Origin of the sequence: Saccharopolyspora dendranthemae, assembly GCF_007829955.1 — a bacterium.
GTDB lineage: Bacteria > Actinomycetota > Actinomycetes > Mycobacteriales > Pseudonocardiaceae > Saccharopolyspora > Saccharopolyspora dendranthemae.
This window is the reverse complement of the sequence record NZ_VIWX01000001.1, coordinates 704,178-718,448: the sequence shown is the minus strand read 5'-3', so window position 1 is coordinate 718,448 and position 14,271 is coordinate 704,178. Positions and strand designations below refer to the sequence as shown.

The window sequence follows — 14,271 nt, the reverse complement described above, 5'->3', positions numbered from 1 at the left end:
GTGCAGGTTGTCGGAGAAATCGCTCCGCTCAGCCGCACCGGATGTGACGGCTCCGCCGCACTCCTCGGCTGCGCTCAGTCCTGGTAGTCGCGGTAGGCGGAGACGAGCTGGGTCTCGGCGGCGTCGAAGTAGGCGTCGAGCTTGTCCGCCGCCGCCTCGCGGTGTCCCTGGGTGAGAAGGTCGGCGATCTCCCGGTTGAACCCGAGGTACGGGCGGTGGAACTCCTCCGGGCGAGACATCACGTGGAACGCCAGGCGCAGCTCGGCCAGCAGCTGGCGCATCGTGTCGTTGACGCGCGGGCTGCCCGCCAGGGCGGCAAGAGCTTCGTGGAACCGCATGTTCGCCGTTCCCACGTCCCACCAGCGCTCCTCGGTGGCCGCGCGCTCACCGTCGCTGACGGCGCGATCGACGGCGGCGACCAGGTCGGGGTGCTCACCTCGGCGCACCGCGCTGGTCTCCAGCAGCCGTCGCATCCGGTAGACGTCGATGACGTCCTCGGCGGAGAGCACGCGCACGAACACGCCCCGGTGGAACTCGTGCACCAGCAGCCGCTCGTGCACCAGCAGCCGGAAGGCTTCGCGCAGGGTGTTGCGGGAGACCGAGAGCGCCTTGCCCGCGCTCTCCTCCGACAGCCGGGTCCCCGGTGAGAGCGCGCCGTCGATGATCCGCTGGCGCAGCACGTCGGCGACCCGCTCGGCGGTGCTGGTGCGGTCGAGCAGCGCCCGGTCGGCCGCCAGCAGGTCCGCCCACGGATCCGTCGTGGTCAATCCGGCTCCCCAGTACGTAGGTGTAGCTGATCAACAGTTTATCGAAGAAGTTCAGCCCAGGGTATTGCAGTATTGTTCAACAATTCTCTATCTTGTTCCGAACCACAGCAACGGCGGGATCGGAGTGCCATGACCGAGACGAGCACGCCACGGCAGAACGGTTCGAAGGGCAGGCGGAGCACGCTGCTCGGCGCGGTGTTCCTCATGGCCACCAGCGCCATCGGACCCGGGTTCATCACCCAGACGACGCAGTTCACCGTTCAGCTCGGTGCCGCGTTCGCCTTCGCGATCCTGGTGTCGATCCTGGTCGACGTCGCCGTCCAGCTGAACGTCTGGCGGGTCATCGGCGTCTCCGGCATGCGCGCCCAGGACCTGGGCAACAAGGTACTCCCCGGCCTCGGCTACGTGATGGCCGCGCTGGTGATCTTCGGCGGCCTCGTGTTCAACATCGGCAACATCGCGGGCACCTCGCTGGGTCTCGACGCCCTGTTCGGGCTCGACGCCAAGATCGGCGGCACCCTGTCCGCGGTGATCGCGATCGGGATCTTCCTGAGCAAGCGCGCGGGCGTGGCCATGGACCGCGTCGTGGTGGTTCTGGGCGTGGTGATGATCGCGCTGACCGCCTTCGTCGCGTTCTCCTCCGCACCGCCCGTGGGCCAGGCGCTGGTGCAGGCGGTGTGGCCGAGCGAGGTCGACTTCCTGGCGATCACCACGCTCATCGGCGGCACCGTGGGCGGCTACATCACTTACGCGGGCGCGCACCGGCTGGTCGACGCCGGAGTCACCGGCCCGGACGAGATCGTCGACGTCAGCCGCAGCTCCGTGGTGTCGTTGCTGGTCACCGGTGTGATGCGGCTGGTGCTGTTCCTCGCGGTGTTCGGCGTCGTGGCCGGCGGCGTCGCGCTCGGCTCCAGCAACCCCACCGCCGAGGCCTTCCAGCACGCCGCCGGTGAGGTCGGCCTGCGGATGTTCGGCATGATCCTCTGGGCCGCGAGCATCACCTCCGTGGTCGGCGCCGCCTACACCTCGGTCTCGTTCCTGGTCACCTTCTCCCGGTCCCTGGAGAAGGCCCGCACCTGGCTGGTCGTGGCGTTCGTGGCGATCTCCGCGCTCGTGTTCGTGCTGCTGGACCAGGCACCCACGACACTGCTGGTGCTCGCCGGGGCGCTCAACGGGCTGATCCTGCCGGTGGGCTTCGGCGTCCTGATGTTCGTGGCCGCCCGGCGCGGCGACCTGCTCGGCGGCTACCGCTACCCGCGCTGGCTGCTGGCCATCGGAATCCTCGCGTGGCTGCTGACGGTCTACCTGGGCGTCAACTCCGTCAGCGGCATCGCGGCGTTGTGGAAGTGAGGGCGATCATGGATCTCAACGCGGACTTGGCCGAGGGCTTCGGTCGCTGGGAGCTCGGCGACGACGAAGCACTGCTGGGCGTGGTGACCAGCGCGAACGTGGCCTGCGGGTTCCACGCCGGTGACTCGGTGGTCATCCGCGAGGCGGTCACCCGCGCCGCCGAGGGGGACGTGGCGGTCGGCGCTCAGGTCGGCTACCGCGACCTGGCCGGGTTCGGGCGCAGGTTCATCGACGTGCCGCCGCGCGAGCTGACCGACGACGTGATCTACCAGATCGGCGCGCTGGCCGGCTTCGCCCGCGTGTCCGGCACCGAGGTCACCTACGTCAAACCGCACGGGGCGCTCTACAACGCCATCGTGCACCACGCCGAGCAGGCCGCCGCCGTGGTCGAGGCGGTGCGCTCCTACGACCCGGCCATGGCCGTGCTCGGGCTGCCCGGCTCGCAGTGGCTCGCCCAGGCCGAGCAGGCCGGGCTGCGGACCTTCCGCGAGGCGTTCGCCGACCGCGCCTACACGCCCGAGGGCACGCTCGTGTCGCGGCGCGAACCCGGCGCGGTGCTGCACGACCCCGAGGAGATCGCGCAGCGCTGCCTGGCGCTCGCTGCGGGCGAACCGATCCGGGCCGTCGACGGAACCGCGATCGAGGTCCGGGCCGACTCGATCTGCGTGCACGGCGACAGCCCGGGTGCGGTCGCCATCGCGCAGGCGGTGCGCAGCCGGCTCGGTGAGGCCGGGGTGCAGCTGCGGCCCTTCGCGCCGGGGGAGAGCTGATGCGCTTCCTGCCCTGCGCCGATTCGGGACTGCTGGTCGAACTCGCCGACCTGCAGGAGGTGCACGCCCTGTACGCGGCGCTCGTCGACTCGCCGCCGGAAGGCGTCACCGACCTGATCCCGGCGGCGAGAACTCTCCTGCTGCAACTCGATCCGCAGCGCGCCGACGTCCGCGCCATCGAGGAAGCGGTGCGGGGGGCCGAACCCCGCGCCGGGCTGCGCGACGGAGGCGAGCGCCTGGAGGTACCGGTCGTCTACGACGGGGCCGACCTCGCCGAAGTCGCCCGGCTGACCGGGCTCACCGAGCGCGAGGTCGTCGACAAGCACACCGGAGCCGAGTGGAAGGTCGCCTTCGGCGGCTTCGCACCCGGTTTCGGCTACCTCGCTGGCGGCCCGCAAGACCTCGTGGTGCCGCGCCGGACCGAGTCGCGCACGGCCGTTCCCGCCGGAGCCGTGGGTCTGGCGGGTGCATTCAGCGGCATCTACCCGCGCGAGTCGCCCGGTGGCTGGCAGCTCATCGGACGCACCGAACTGCAGATCTTTAGCATCGACCGCGATCCGCCCGCCCTGCTGCGCCCGGGCGTGCGAGTGCGGTTCCGGGAGATCGGATGACATTGGAAGTCCTGGCCACCGGCCCGCTCTCCACGATCCAGGACCTCGGCAGGCCAGGCCTGGCGGGGATCGGCGTGGGCACCTCCGGTGCCGCCGACACCGCCTCGCTGCGGCTGGCGAACCGCCTGGTGGGCAACGACGAGGACGCCGCGGCCATCGAGGTCACCTGTGGCGGACTGGCTTTGCGCGCGACCCGCGATGTGACGGTGGCGCTCACCGGAGCGCCGTGCCCGGTCACCGTGGACGGCAGAGGTGCCGCGGCGAACGCGGTGCTGCGGGTGGCAGCCGGAACCGAGCTGCGGCTGGGCGTCCCCACGCGAGGTCTGCGCAGCTACCTCGCCGTGCGCGGTGGCATCGACGTCGAGCCCGTGCTCGGATCCCGCTCGACCGACGTGCTCTCCGGACTCGGCCCCGACCCGCTGGCGCCCGGTGCGGTGCTCCCGGTCGGTGCGGCTCCCTCCCGGTTCCCGGTCGTGGACGCGGCGCCGGTCGCCGAACACCCCGAGGAGATCGTCCTGCGGGTGCAGCCCGGCCCCCGGGCCGACTGGTTCACCGAGGAGGCGCTGACGGCACTGGTGAGCGCGCCCTACGAGGTCACCGCCGAGAGCAACCGGGTCGGCATGCGCCTCGACGGGCCGGTGCTGGAGCGCAGCCGGAACGAGGAACTGCCCAGCGAGGGCATGGTCACCGGTGCGCTCCAGGTGCCTCCGCTGGGCACGCCGACGTTGTTCCTCGCAGACCACCCCGTGACCGGCGGGTACCCCGTGATCGGCGTGGTGGTGGCCCCTGACGTGGCCAAGGCCGCGCAGGCGCGGCCGGGGCAGCGCGTCCACTTCCGCTTTTCCTGAGGAGGCCACGATGTCCGAGAACATGTCACCCGAGCGGGCCCGGGCCGCGTTCCGCGGCGGTCTGCGCGCTCCGACGTCGGGGTTCAGCGCGGGGTGGACGCAGGCGAACCTGATCTCGCTTCCGCGCGAGCACGCCTACGACTTCCTGCTGTTCGCGCAGCGCAACCCGAAGTCGTGCCCGGTGCTGGACGTGACCGAGCCGGGGGAGACCAGCGCGTCGATCTTCCGCGGTGATCTGCGCACCGACCTGCCCGCCTACACCGTGTACCGGGACGGTGAACTGGTCGAGGAACGCGCCGAGGTCGGCGACCTGTGGCGAGACGACCTGGTCAGCTTCCTCGTCGGCTGCAGCTTCACCTTCGAGGCCGCGCTGCTGGAATCGGGCGTGCCCGTGCGGCACATCGAGACCGGCGGCAACGTCCCGATGTACCGGACCTCTCGGCAGTGCCGTCCGGCCGGTCGGCTCTCGGGCCCGCTGGTGGTCTCGATGCGGCCCGTCCCCGCCGACCTGGTCGCCACCGCCGTGCGCGTCACCTCCCGGTACCCGGCCGTGCACGGTGCCCCGGTGCACATCGGCTCCCCCGAGGAGCTGGGCATCGCCGACCTCGCCAGCCCCGACTTCGGCGAGGCCGTGGAGATCCGGCCCGGTGAGATCCCCGTCTTCTGGGCCTGCGGGGTCACGCCGCAGGCCGCGGTGATGCACTCCAAGCCGCCCTTCGCGATCGGTCACGCCCCCGGCCACATGGCCATCACCGACGCCAGGGACAGCGACTACCAGGTGCCCTGAACCCGTGGCGGAGACGGGCCGGACCTGGTGCGATCCTCGTCATGATTGCGACGCGCGCGCCGCGACCGCTGCTTACGGTGGGCGGGTGACTTTCCGTGTTCCGCTCCAGGTCCGCAGCTACGAGCTCGACGCTCTCGGCCACGTCAACCACGCCGTGTACCACCAGTACGGCGAGGTGGCGCGGGTCGCGGGTTTCCAGGCGGCCGGGTGCGACTGGGACGGGCTGGTCGCCCAGCGGCTGTCGCCGGTCCTGCTGAGCACCACCGTGAACTTCCGGCGCGAGCTGCGCGCCAACGAGCACGTCGAGGCCTCCTGCGAGGCGAAGTTCGGGTCGGGGAAGTCCTTCCACCTCGACACGGTGATCACCAAGGCCGACGGCACGATCTCGGCCGACATCACCTGCGTGCTGGGCCTCATGGACCTCGACGCCCGCAAGCTCGTCGCCGATCCCAGGAGCGCGCTGGAAGCCGTCGGCTTCGACGCCGAGGCGTTGTCGCCCGGCGCCTGACCGCCTCAGCGCGCGGCGGTCTCGCGCTCGGCGGCCGTGCGGCGGCCCGCGAGCTCGCATGCCAGCACGCGGCGGGCCGCTGACGCGGCGATGCCTTCGAGCCGGCGCCAGTCGTCGTAGGGTTCGGCCCGCTCGAGGAGCGGGGCCAGGTTCTCCAGCACGGTCCGGGTCTTCGCGTCAGCGCTCATCGTTCGGCTTCCGATCAACGGGGTGTTCTCCCACCCCGTTGATCGTCACCGGAAGGCCGGGGATTAGCCGGAAGTTGCGCACGCCACGTCGGAGATCACGGCGTCACCGAGCAGACCTCCACCGCGCCACCCCTGCCGGGGATCATGGTGACGTTGCGGTGCACCGGCCGCTCGGGCGAGGAAGCGATCGCGCCGAGGTCGGTCCGGCGCGCGATCTCGCGGGTGAGGATGCGCATCTCCTCCATCGCCAAAGTGGCGCCGAGGCAGCGGCGGTCGCCGCCGCCGAACGGGATCCACGTGCTGGAACCGGGTTTCACGCCGACGAACCGATCCGGGTCGAAGCGGAACGGGTCGGCGTAGACGTCGTCGCGGTGGTGCAGGGTCAGCACGCCGATCAGCACCCGCGAACCCTCCGTCACGACCGCGTCGCCGAACCGCCAGTTCGCCATCACGCGTCTCCCCAGCACCGGGATCACCGGCCGCACCCGCATGGACTCGTGGATCGTGGCGTCGACGTACCCGCCGTCGTCGTCGGTGCGGGCGGCGTCCCGGAGCCTGCCGTAGGCCTCGGGGTGGCGCACCAGACGTTCGAACGCCCAGCCGATGGAGTTCGCGGTGGTCTCGTGACCCGCGAGCACCAGCGTCAGCAACTCGTTGCGCAGCTCCGCGTCGGTGAGCGCTTCGCCCTCGTCGTCGCGGGCGTCGAGCAGCAGCGACAGGATGTCGTGCCGCTCGCCGGGGACGTGCGCGCTGCGGCGCTCGGCGATCACCGCCAGGATCGCGCGGTCGAGGTGCGCCAGGCCCCACTTCTGCAACCCCACCGGTTGAGACCTGCGCATCGCCATCAGCTCGCTGACCCGCGCGAGCGGGCTCGCCGACAGCGCCAGCAACTGGCGGATGCGCTTGCGCAGCAGCTGCTCGGATTCGCCGGAGCGGTAGTCGATGCCGAACACCCCGGACATGATCACGTCCAGCGTGACCTGCTGCGCCGAGTCGGCGAGCCGGAGGCGGGACCCGGCCTGCCAACCGTCGATCTCGCGGGTGGTGGCCTCCAGGATCTGCTCGCGGTAGCGGGCGATCGCCTTGCCGTGGAAGGGCGGCATCAGCAGCTTGCGCTGCCTGCGGTGCCGCGCGCCGGTCACGGTCAGCACCGACTCGCCGACGATCGGCCGCAGCTGCGACTGCCCGGCCGTGCTCGGCGCCAGCGACGGCCCCGCGGTGAACAGCGACTTCACGTGGTCCGGGTGCGAGGTGATGACCAGCGGGCGCTTCTCCAGCAGCGTGTCGATCCGGAAGACGTCGCCGTGCCGCCGGACGCCCTCGAAAAGCGCACGCCCCTGGTCGCGAGCGAACCGCACGGTCTGCAGTAGCGGTCCGGAACCGTGCAGCGGCGGCGCCGCGCCGGGTTCGTCGGTCGGGCCGGCCGGTGACGGCTCGAACTCCCGGGAACCGGTCGGGGTCGCCCCCTCCCACCAGTGGCGTCGGTGCTCGCTGGTGGACGCTGCGGTCGAGGTCGTCATGACCACGACGCTATCGAGGGGTGACGGCGCGCACATCGTGCTGCGGGCCCGGTCGCCTCTCCTACCTGAGGAGGAGTACGCGATCGTTCCGGTGGGAGCGAGCGGCGTTCTAGGCTGGCCGGGATGAGAGGCCTGATCCGCTACGCGAACGGCAGAGCAGCGGCCCTGCCGTTCGGCTACCCGCCCGCCGTCGTGCTGCCCGGGCACGCCTGCCTGGTGGTGGTGTCCGCCGTGGTCGTGGCGCAGCGGCTGGCCGCGGACGTCGCGGACTGGACCCTGGTCGGCGGTCTGCTGGCGATCCTGCCCGTGGTGTACCTGCTGGCCGGGCTCCCCGTCCGGGACGGTGAGCGACCGATCGGCGTGGCCGGGTGCGCGATGGTGGGCACCACGATCCTGCTCCTGCACCCGGTGGCCAACGACCTCGCACCGCTGATCCTGGTGGTCATGCTCGCCGAGTGCGCGGCCGTGACCTCCGGGCGGGTCAGCCTGACGCTCGCGGCGCTGGCCGCGCTGATCCCGGCGGTGGCGTCCGCGGTCGGGCACCTCGGCTACGGCCTGCCGTTCTACCTGGTGGCGGTCGCGCTGGGCTGGGCGACGGGCTTCATCATCAAGACGCAGCTGCGGCTGTTCCAGCAGGAGACCGAGACCCAGGCCGAGCGGGCGGCGCAGGCCGCCGACGACGAGCGCCGACGCATCGCCCGCGAGGTGCACGACGTCGTGGCCCACTCGCTGAGCATCACGCTGCTGCACCTCACCGGGGCGCGGCGCGCGCTGCAGGAGGACCGCGACGTCGACGACGCCGTCGAGGCGCTCACCGACGCCGAGCGCCTCGGCCGCCAGGCCGTCGCCGACATCCGCCGCACCGTGGGGCTGCTGGACTCCGAGCCGTCGAAAGTCCGCCCGGAGCCGGGAGTCGACGACATCGAGGATCTGGTCACCGACGTCGTGCGGGCCGGCGTGGCGGTGACCTACCGGGTGGAGGGCGACTCCCGGTCCGTCTCCGCCGCAACGGGTCTCGCGCTCTACCGGATCGCTCGCGAAGCGCTGGCCAACGTCGTGAAGCACTCGCCGGGATCTGCCGCCCTGGTGCGGCTGGTCGTCGACGACGCGGTGCGCCTGAGCGTGCGCAACGAGCTGCCGAGCGCCGTCGCGGAGGCCGAGGAGGGCAACGGCATCGCCGGGATGCGCCAGCGCGCCGAGCTGCTGGGCGGGTGCCTGGAAACCGGTCCCGACGGCGGCGAATGGGTGGTGCGCGTGGATTTCGCGCCGGAGCCGCAAGAGCTACCCGCGCCGGAGGAGGCCCGATGATCAAGGTGTTGCTGGTCGACGACCAGGAGCTCGTCCGCTCGGGACTGCGCCGGATCCTGCGCCGCAAGGACGGGTTCGCGGTCGTGGGCGAGTGCGCGGACGGGGGAGAAGTCACCTCGGCCGTCGCCGAGAACCGGCCCGACGTGGTCGTGATGGACCTGCGGATGAAGCACGTGGACGGCATCGAGGCGACCCGCGAGCTGCACGCCGCCGACGATCCGCCACCGGTGCTGGTGCTGACCACCTTCGACGACGACCAGCTGCTCTCCGGTGCGCTGCGCGCGGGTGCCAGCGGGTTCCTGCTCAAGGACTCGCCGGCGGAGGAGGTCATCCGCGCGGTCCGCTCGCTCGCGGCCGGGGAGGCGTGCCTGGACCCGGCCGTCACCGGACGCGTGCTCAACGCCTACCGCGCGACGTCCCCGGCACCGCAGACCGCCGTCGACGAGCTCACCGCGCGCGAGCACGACGTCCTGGTGCTCATCGGCGGAGGCCGTTCCAACGCCGAGATCGCCGCGGAGCTGGGCATTTCCGAGGTGACGGTGAAGAGCCACGTCGGCCACATCTTCGTCAAGCTCGGCCTGCGGGACCGCGCCGCCGCCATCGTCTACGCCTTCGACCACCGCCTCGTCACGCCGAGGTAGCGCGCACTCAGGTTCTGGCGGGCGCGACCGGGTGCTGCACGACCAGCGTTCCGCCGCGTGCCCAGGTCCGGAACATCGCGGTGATGGCGGTGGCGCGGTCGAGGCCGACCGGAACGCGCTCCCCGTCGTCGACGGCCTGGTCGAGCGAATCCGCGAGGTCGCGGTGAGAGACCGGGACACCGCGCAGCCGTTCAGCCGACACCCGGGAGAACAGGATGCAGGCATCGCTACCGGGAAGCGGCGGCGCAGGCGGCACCGATGCGGGGTCGGCTCCGTCGACGCCCGCGAGGTATTCGGGTACGCCGAACCCGGTGTCCGCGTTCTCCCGGTCGGTGATGAGCGCGTCGAGGCGGGTGGCGCGGAGGATGGCGCGCACGTGCGAGGCGGGCTCCTCGGGATCGAGCGGTACGGCCGTCGCTCCGGCCCGCAGGACCGCGAGGAGGCCCGCGCAGGCCTCCGGCGAGGGGCCTGCCAGCAGTCCGACTCGCCGGGGACGGAGCTCGACCAGCACCGCGCTCAGTCGTTCCGCCCGTTCCCGCAGCTCGGCGTAGGTGACTCGCTGCTCCGCGGATTCCAGCGCGATGTGGCCGGGACACCGCTGCGCGGAGCGCGCGAACCACGAGTAGGCGTCGCGGGCTCGTCGCCGCTGCTGGTCGGCTCGCGGACGAGCCCCGTCGAGCACCATGCGTCCCCCCACGAATTCGGTGTCCGCAGGCCACACCCGGGACTGCGCCGGACATCGGGAGAGGTCTCGGCGCTACCCCCAGAATTCCCGGGTGTGGCCGCCCACACCGTGCCAACAGCCGCGACGAGCGGACAACGGGTTTTCGATGAGGGGAAAAGGCGCTGCGCACCGCGGTCAGCTCGGTCGGAACCAGGACGCGGCCCGGGTCCGGAACTCCTGAGGTGGGAGCGCGCCCGAGCCTTCGGGCAGCGTCGCGAGAACCGGCACGCCGGTGATGCGGGGGAGCTCGGCGAGGTTGCACCGCGCGGCGAGGTCGAGCTCCTCGGGCACGGAACCGAGCACCAGTCCGGCCGGTTGCACGCCTCGTGAGCGCAACGCCTCGACGGTGAGCTCGGTGTGGTTGAGCGTGCCCAGCCCGACCCGCGTGACGACGTGGACGCGGACCTCGTGGTCGCGGCCCAGGTCGGCGGCGAGATCGGGCAGCGTGCCGCCTGCGGTGTCGAGGCGGACCAGGGCACCGCCCGCACCCTCGACGATCACCGTGCCGCGGTGCTCGGCGAGCTCGCGGATGCGGGACGCGTGGGAGTCGATCCCGGGGATGTGGACCTCCCGCAACCGGGCGGCGGTGTCCGGCGCGAGCGGGTCGGCGAGCTGGGTGAACTGGACGACCTCGCAGCCCGCCAGGCGGCGGACGACCTCGACGTCGGGTTCGTCCGCACCGGTCTGCGTCGGCTTGGCCACCACCACGTCCGGTTCGGAGTGGACCGCGAGAGCGGCTGTGGCGACCGTCTTGCCGACTCCGGTGTCGGTTCCGGTGACGAAGGTGATCACGGTTCTCCCCGGTGCTGCTCGACGACGCCCGCCAGCACCTCGACCGCGCGCGCCCAGTCGTCGTCTCCGATCCCGGCCTGGGTGGTGATCCGCAACCGGGCGACGCCGTCGGGCACCGAGGGCGGGCGGAAGCACCCCACCCGCACGCCCGCGTCGCGCGCGGCGGCCTGCGCGGTGAGCGCCACCTGCGGGGACGGCATCGGCACCGACAGCACCGCTCCCGCCGCGCGGGCGACCCCGAGGCGGTCGGCGAGCTGCGCGGCCCGCCGGTGGATCACGTCCGGGAGCTCGGGCCGGTCGCGCAACCCGCGCAGCGCGGCCAGGGCGCCCGCGGCCGGAGCCGGAGCCAGCGCGGTGTCGAAGATGAATGGTCGCGCGCGGTTGACGAGGTGGTCGATCAGCGCGGCGGATCCGAGCACCGCGCCGCCCATCGCACCGAGCGACTTCGACAACGTCGCCGTCATGACGACCTGCGGCGCCTCGTCCAGGGCGGCCACGAGCCCCCGGCCGCCATCACCGACGACCCCCAGCCCGTGCGCCTCGTCGACCAGCAGCAACGCCCCGTGGTCGGCGCAGACCTCCGCGAGCGCGGAAAGCGGCGCCGCGTCTCCCAGCACCGAGTACACCGACTCGGTCAGCACGATCGCCCTGCGCCCTCCGGCACCGGCGAGCGCGGCCCGCACCGCGTCGACCTCGTTGTGCGGCACCACCTCGACCGTCGCGCGCGACAACCGGGCCGCGTCGATCAGCGACGCGTGCACGTGCGCGTCGGAGACGACGAGTGTGTCGCGATCGGCCAGCGCGGTCACCGCCGACAGGTTCGCGTGGTAGCCGGTGGACATCACCAGCGCCGAGTCGCGCCCGGTGAAGTCGGCGATCTCGGCTTCCAGCTCGGCGTGCAACGTCGTCGTCCCGGTGACCAGCCGGGACGCGCCCGACCCCGCGCCCCACGACAGCGCCGCCGCGGACGCGGCCCGCTGGACGTCCGGATGCGTGCCGAACCCCAGGTAGTCGTTGCTCGCGAGGTCCACGACCTGCTCGTCCGCCGCCCGCGGGCGCAGCGTTCGCTGCAACCCCGCGCGCTCCCGCGACTCCCGCTGCTCGGCCAGCCACGCGTCCCAGCTCATCCGGCCTCCACCGCGGCGGCGATGCCCGCGCACAGCGTCGCCACGTCCTCGTCGGAGCAGACGTACGGCGGCATCGTGTAGATCAGGTCCCGGAACGGGCGGAGCCAGGCTCCGGCCTGCAGCGCCGCTTCGCTCGCCTTGGCCACGTCCACGGGATGATCGAGCCGGACCACGCCGACGGCCCCCAGCACCCGGACCTCAGCCGCGTCGAGGTCGTGCAGCGCTTGCAGACCGGTGTTGATCCGCCGCACGTCCTCCTCCCACCGGCCGGTGGCCAGCAGGTCGAGGCTGGCGGACGCGACCGCGCAGGCCAGCGGGTTTCCCATGAACGTCGGACCGTGCATGAGCACGCCCGAATCGCTGCTGGAGATCCCGTGCGCCACCTCGCCGGTGCACAGCGTCGCCGCCAGCGTCAGGTAGCCGCCGGTCAGGGCCTTGCCCAGGCACAGCACGTCCGGGCTCACCTCGCCGGCCTCGGAGGCGAAGAGCGTTCCGGTGCGGCCGAAACCGGTGGCGATCTCGTCGAAGATCAGCACCAGCCCGTGCTCGTCGGCGACCTCCCGGAACACCCGCAGGCACTCCGCCGGGTAGGGGTGCATCCCGCCCGCGCCCTGCAGCAGCGGTTCCACGATCAGGCCCGCCACACGTCCCGCGTGCTCCGCCGCCAGTGCGCGAAAACCGGCCGCCCACCCCGCGACGTCGCCGCCGAGAGCGGGTGGTCGCTCGCCGAAGACCTGCTCCGGAAGGACGCCCGACCACATCGAGTGCATGCCGCCGTCGGGATCGCACACGCTCATGCAGTCGAACGTGTCGCCGTGGTAACCACCGCGGACGGTGAGGAACCGCGTCCGCTCGGGTCTTCCCGCGCCGCGCTGGTACTGCAGCGCCATCTTCATCGCGACCTCGACGCTGACCGAGCCGGAATCGGCCAGGAACACCCGGTCGAGCCCGTCGGGGGTGAGCTCGATCAGGCGCCTGGCCAGTTCGACCGCGGGCTCGTGGGTGAGGCCGCCGAACATCACGTGCGCGAACTCGCCGGTCTGCCTGCGGAGGGCGTCGTCGAGCACGGGGTGGCGGTAGCCGTGGATCGCCGACCACCACGACGCCATCCCGTCGACGACCTCGCCGACCCCGTCGAGGGCGATCCGGCTCCCGGAAGCACCGGTGACCAGCTGCGTCGGCGTCGGATCGTGCATCGAGGTGTAGGGGTGCCACAGGTGCTCGCGGTCGAAGGCGAGCAGCTCCGGTGCACTCATCACGCGTTGGGCAGGACGTCGGTTCCCGCTCCCCGGCGGCGGATCGCGGGGTCGGCCGGCCGCTGGGCGAGCTCCTCGTCGGAGCCCAGCACGACGAATCCGCTGTCCCGGATCATCGCGAGGTCCGCTTCGGCTTCCTGGCCCTCGGAGGTGAGGTAGTCGCCGAGGAAGATCGAGTTGGCGACCTGCAACGCGGTCGGCTGCAAGGAGCGAAGGTGCATCTCGCGGCCACCGGCGATCCGGATCTCCCGGTCCGGGCAGACGATGCGCGCCATGGCCAGGATCTTCAGGCAGCGGAGCGGCGAGAGCTCCCAGGTGTTCTCGAACGGGGTGCCGTCGAAGGGCATCAGGAAGTTCACCGGGATCGAGTCCGATTCGAGCTCCTTGAGCGCGAACAGCGCCTCAACCAGCTGCTCATCGGTCTCGCCCAGGCCCGCGATCAGGCCCGAGCACGGCGACAGGCCCGCGGTCTTCGCCTTGGTCACGGTGTCCACGCGATCGGCGTAGGTGTGGGTCTGGACGATGTTGTCGTGGTTGCTCTCGGCCGTGTTGATGTTGTGGTTGTAGGCGTCCACGCCGGCGTCCTTGAGCTGCTCGGCCTGGCCATCGGACAGCAGGCCCAGGCAGGCGCACACCTCGACGTCCGGGTGCTCGGACTTCAGCGCCCCGACCATCTCGGTGACCTTGTCGATGTCTCGGTTGGACGGTCCGCGACCGGACGAGACCATGCACACCCGGCTCGCGCCGCCCTGGAGCCCGGCTCCCGCCTGCTGCAGCGTTTCGTCCTTGGACAGCCACGAGTACTTCAGGATCGGCGCGCTGGATCCCAGGGCCTGCGAGCAGTAGTTGCAGTTCTCCGGGCACAACCCCGATTTCAGGTTCACCAGGTAGTTGACCTTGACGGTGTTGCCGAAGTGCGCGCGCCGCAGCCTGCCTGCCGCCGCCACGAGCGACATCAACTCGGCGTCGTCGGCGCGCAGCGCGGCGAGCGCGTCGTCGGCGGTGGCCGGGGTCCCGGCGAGGACCGCGTCGGCGAGCTGATCGAAGGTGGAGCCCATGCCATCTCCCGGAGTC

16 protein-coding genes are annotated in these 14,271 nt (G+C 72.0%); 8 read left to right on the top strand and 8 right to left on the bottom strand.

The genetic code is table 11. The annotated features are described in order from the left end of the window. Nucleotides 1-74: 74 nt before the first annotated feature. Entirely contained in the window at nt 75-767 is a 693-nt protein-coding gene (locus FHU35_RS03170) for a GntR family transcriptional regulator (RefSeq protein WP_145736522.1), read from the bottom strand. A 129-nt stretch (nt 768-896) separates the two neighbouring features. Between FHU35_RS03170 and FHU35_RS03165 the strand changes: the two genes are divergently transcribed. The 6 genes from FHU35_RS03165 to FHU35_RS03140 all read left to right on the top strand — a co-directional run bounded on the left by FHU35_RS03165 (nt 897) and on the right by FHU35_RS03140 (nt 5,641). Next, nucleotides 897-2,117, top strand: coding sequence for an NRAMP family divalent metal transporter (locus tag FHU35_RS03165; RefSeq protein ID WP_145736520.1), 1,221 nt, complete (start codon nt 897-899; stop codon nt 2,115-2,117). Nucleotides 2,118-2,125: 8 nt separating this feature from the next. Further along, entirely contained in the window at nt 2,126-2,887 is a 762-nt protein-coding gene (locus FHU35_RS03160) for a LamB/YcsF family protein (RefSeq protein ID WP_145736518.1), read from the top strand. After that, nucleotides 2,887-3,498 (top strand): 5-oxoprolinase subunit PxpB, encoded by a 612-nt coding sequence (pxpB, locus tag FHU35_RS03155; protein WP_145736516.1) that lies wholly within the window; start codon nt 2,887-2,889, stop codon nt 3,496-3,498. The genes FHU35_RS03160 and pxpB overlap by 1 nt, the downstream gene beginning before the upstream one ends. Continuing rightward, nucleotides 3,495-4,346 (top strand): 5-oxoprolinase subunit C family protein, encoded by an 852-nt coding sequence (locus tag FHU35_RS03150; protein WP_145736513.1) that lies wholly within the window; start codon nt 3,495-3,497, stop codon nt 4,344-4,346. Before pxpB ends, FHU35_RS03150 begins: the two co-directional genes overlap by 4 nt. 10 nt (nt 4,347-4,356) lie before the next feature. Beyond that, nucleotides 4,357-5,133, top strand: coding sequence for a putative hydro-lyase (locus FHU35_RS03145; protein ID WP_281290204.1), 777 nt, complete (start codon nt 4,357-4,359; stop codon nt 5,131-5,133). A gap of 85 nt (nt 5,134-5,218) precedes the next feature. Then, a complete protein-coding gene (locus FHU35_RS03140; protein ID WP_145736511.1) occupies nt 5,219-5,641 on the top strand; it encodes an acyl-CoA thioesterase in 423 nt (140 codons plus the stop codon). Between the two features lie 5 nt (nt 5,642-5,646). Here FHU35_RS03140 and FHU35_RS03135 read toward each other — a convergent pair whose 3' ends face one another. Together FHU35_RS03135 and FHU35_RS03130 are read right to left on the bottom strand one after the other, a co-directional pair. Continuing rightward, nucleotides 5,647-5,847 carry a hypothetical protein gene (locus tag FHU35_RS03135; protein ID WP_145736509.1) on the bottom strand — a complete coding sequence of 67 codons (201 nt, stop codon included), beginning with the start codon at nt 5,845-5,847 and terminating at the stop codon, nt 5,647-5,649. Between the two features lie 77 nt (nt 5,848-5,924). Continuing rightward, nucleotides 5,925-7,349, bottom strand: coding sequence for a cytochrome P450 (locus FHU35_RS03130; RefSeq protein WP_186459236.1), 1,425 nt, complete (start codon nt 7,347-7,349; stop codon nt 5,925-5,927). Nucleotides 7,350-7,472: 123 nt separating this feature from the next. Here FHU35_RS03130 and FHU35_RS03125 point away from each other — a divergent pair, with 123 nt between their 5' ends. Both FHU35_RS03125 and FHU35_RS03120 read left to right on the top strand, forming a co-directional pair. Next, entirely contained in the window at nt 7,473-8,657 is a 1,185-nt protein-coding gene (locus FHU35_RS03125) for a sensor histidine kinase (protein ID WP_145736505.1), read from the top strand. Further along, nucleotides 8,654-9,298 (top strand): response regulator, encoded by a 645-nt coding sequence (locus FHU35_RS03120; RefSeq protein ID WP_186459235.1) that lies wholly within the window; start codon nt 8,654-8,656, stop codon nt 9,296-9,298. Before FHU35_RS03125 ends, FHU35_RS03120 begins: the two co-directional genes overlap by 4 nt. 7 nt (nt 9,299-9,305) lie before the next feature. Here FHU35_RS03120 and FHU35_RS03115 read toward each other — a convergent pair whose 3' ends face one another. From FHU35_RS03115 to bioB, 5 genes are all read right to left on the bottom strand, one after another. Then, nucleotides 9,306-9,995, bottom strand: coding sequence for an AMP-binding protein (locus FHU35_RS03115; protein WP_145736502.1), 690 nt, complete (start codon nt 9,993-9,995; stop codon nt 9,306-9,308). 162 nt (nt 9,996-10,157) lie between these two features. Next, nucleotides 10,158-10,814, bottom strand: a complete 657-nt coding sequence (gene bioD / locus FHU35_RS03110; protein ID WP_145736500.1) for a dethiobiotin synthase — start codon at nt 10,812-10,814, stop codon at nt 10,158-10,160. Further along, nucleotides 10,811-11,941, bottom strand: a complete 1,131-nt coding sequence (locus FHU35_RS03105; protein WP_145736498.1) for an 8-amino-7-oxononanoate synthase — start codon at nt 11,939-11,941, stop codon at nt 10,811-10,813. The genes bioD and FHU35_RS03105 overlap by 4 nt, the downstream gene beginning before the upstream one ends. Then, nucleotides 11,938-13,197, bottom strand: a complete 1,260-nt coding sequence (locus tag FHU35_RS03100) for an adenosylmethionine--8-amino-7-oxononanoate transaminase (RefSeq protein WP_145736496.1) — start codon at nt 13,195-13,197, stop codon at nt 11,938-11,940. The genes FHU35_RS03105 and FHU35_RS03100 overlap by 4 nt, the downstream gene beginning before the upstream one ends. Beyond that, on the bottom strand, nt 13,197-14,255 hold the full coding sequence (bioB, locus tag FHU35_RS03095; protein WP_145736494.1) for a biotin synthase BioB: 1,059 nt from the start codon (nt 14,253-14,255) through the stop codon (nt 13,197-13,199). The genes FHU35_RS03100 and bioB overlap by 1 nt, the downstream gene beginning before the upstream one ends. Nucleotides 14,256-14,271 lie beyond the last annotated feature (16 nt).

Excerpts from the sequence above, each read along its gene's own strand:
- bioB (WP_145736494.1), bottom strand. The coding sequence starts at position 14,255 with ATGGGCTCCACCTTCGATCAGCTCGCCGACGCGGTCCTCGCCGGGACC.
- FHU35_RS03160 (WP_145736518.1), top strand. The coding sequence starts at position 2,126 with ATGGATCTCAACGCGGACTTGGCCGAGGGCTTCGGTCGCTGGGAGCTC.
- FHU35_RS03105 (WP_145736498.1), bottom strand. The coding sequence starts at position 11,941 with ATGAGCTGGGACGCGTGGCTGGCCGAGCAGCGGGAGTCGCGGGAGCGC.
- FHU35_RS03150 (WP_145736513.1), top strand. The coding sequence starts at position 3,495 with ATGACATTGGAAGTCCTGGCCACCGGCCCGCTCTCCACGATCCAGGAC.
- FHU35_RS03125 (WP_145736505.1), top strand. The coding sequence starts at position 7,473 with ATGAGAGGCCTGATCCGCTACGCGAACGGCAGAGCAGCGGCCCTGCCG.
- FHU35_RS03165 (WP_145736520.1), top strand. The coding sequence starts at position 897 with ATGACCGAGACGAGCACGCCACGGCAGAACGGTTCGAAGGGCAGGCGG.
- FHU35_RS03130 (WP_186459236.1), bottom strand. The coding sequence starts at position 7,349 with ATGACGACCTCGACCGCAGCGTCCACCAGCGAGCACCGACGCCACTGG.
- FHU35_RS03145 (WP_281290204.1), top strand. The coding sequence starts at position 4,357 with ATGTCCGAGAACATGTCACCCGAGCGGGCCCGGGCCGCGTTCCGCGGC.
- FHU35_RS03120 (WP_186459235.1), top strand. The coding sequence starts at position 8,654 with ATGATCAAGGTGTTGCTGGTCGACGACCAGGAGCTCGTCCGCTCGGGA.
- FHU35_RS03100 (WP_145736496.1), bottom strand. The coding sequence starts at position 13,197 with ATGAGTGCACCGGAGCTGCTCGCCTTCGACCGCGAGCACCTGTGGCAC.
- pxpB (WP_145736516.1), top strand. The coding sequence starts at position 2,887 with ATGCGCTTCCTGCCCTGCGCCGATTCGGGACTGCTGGTCGAACTCGCC.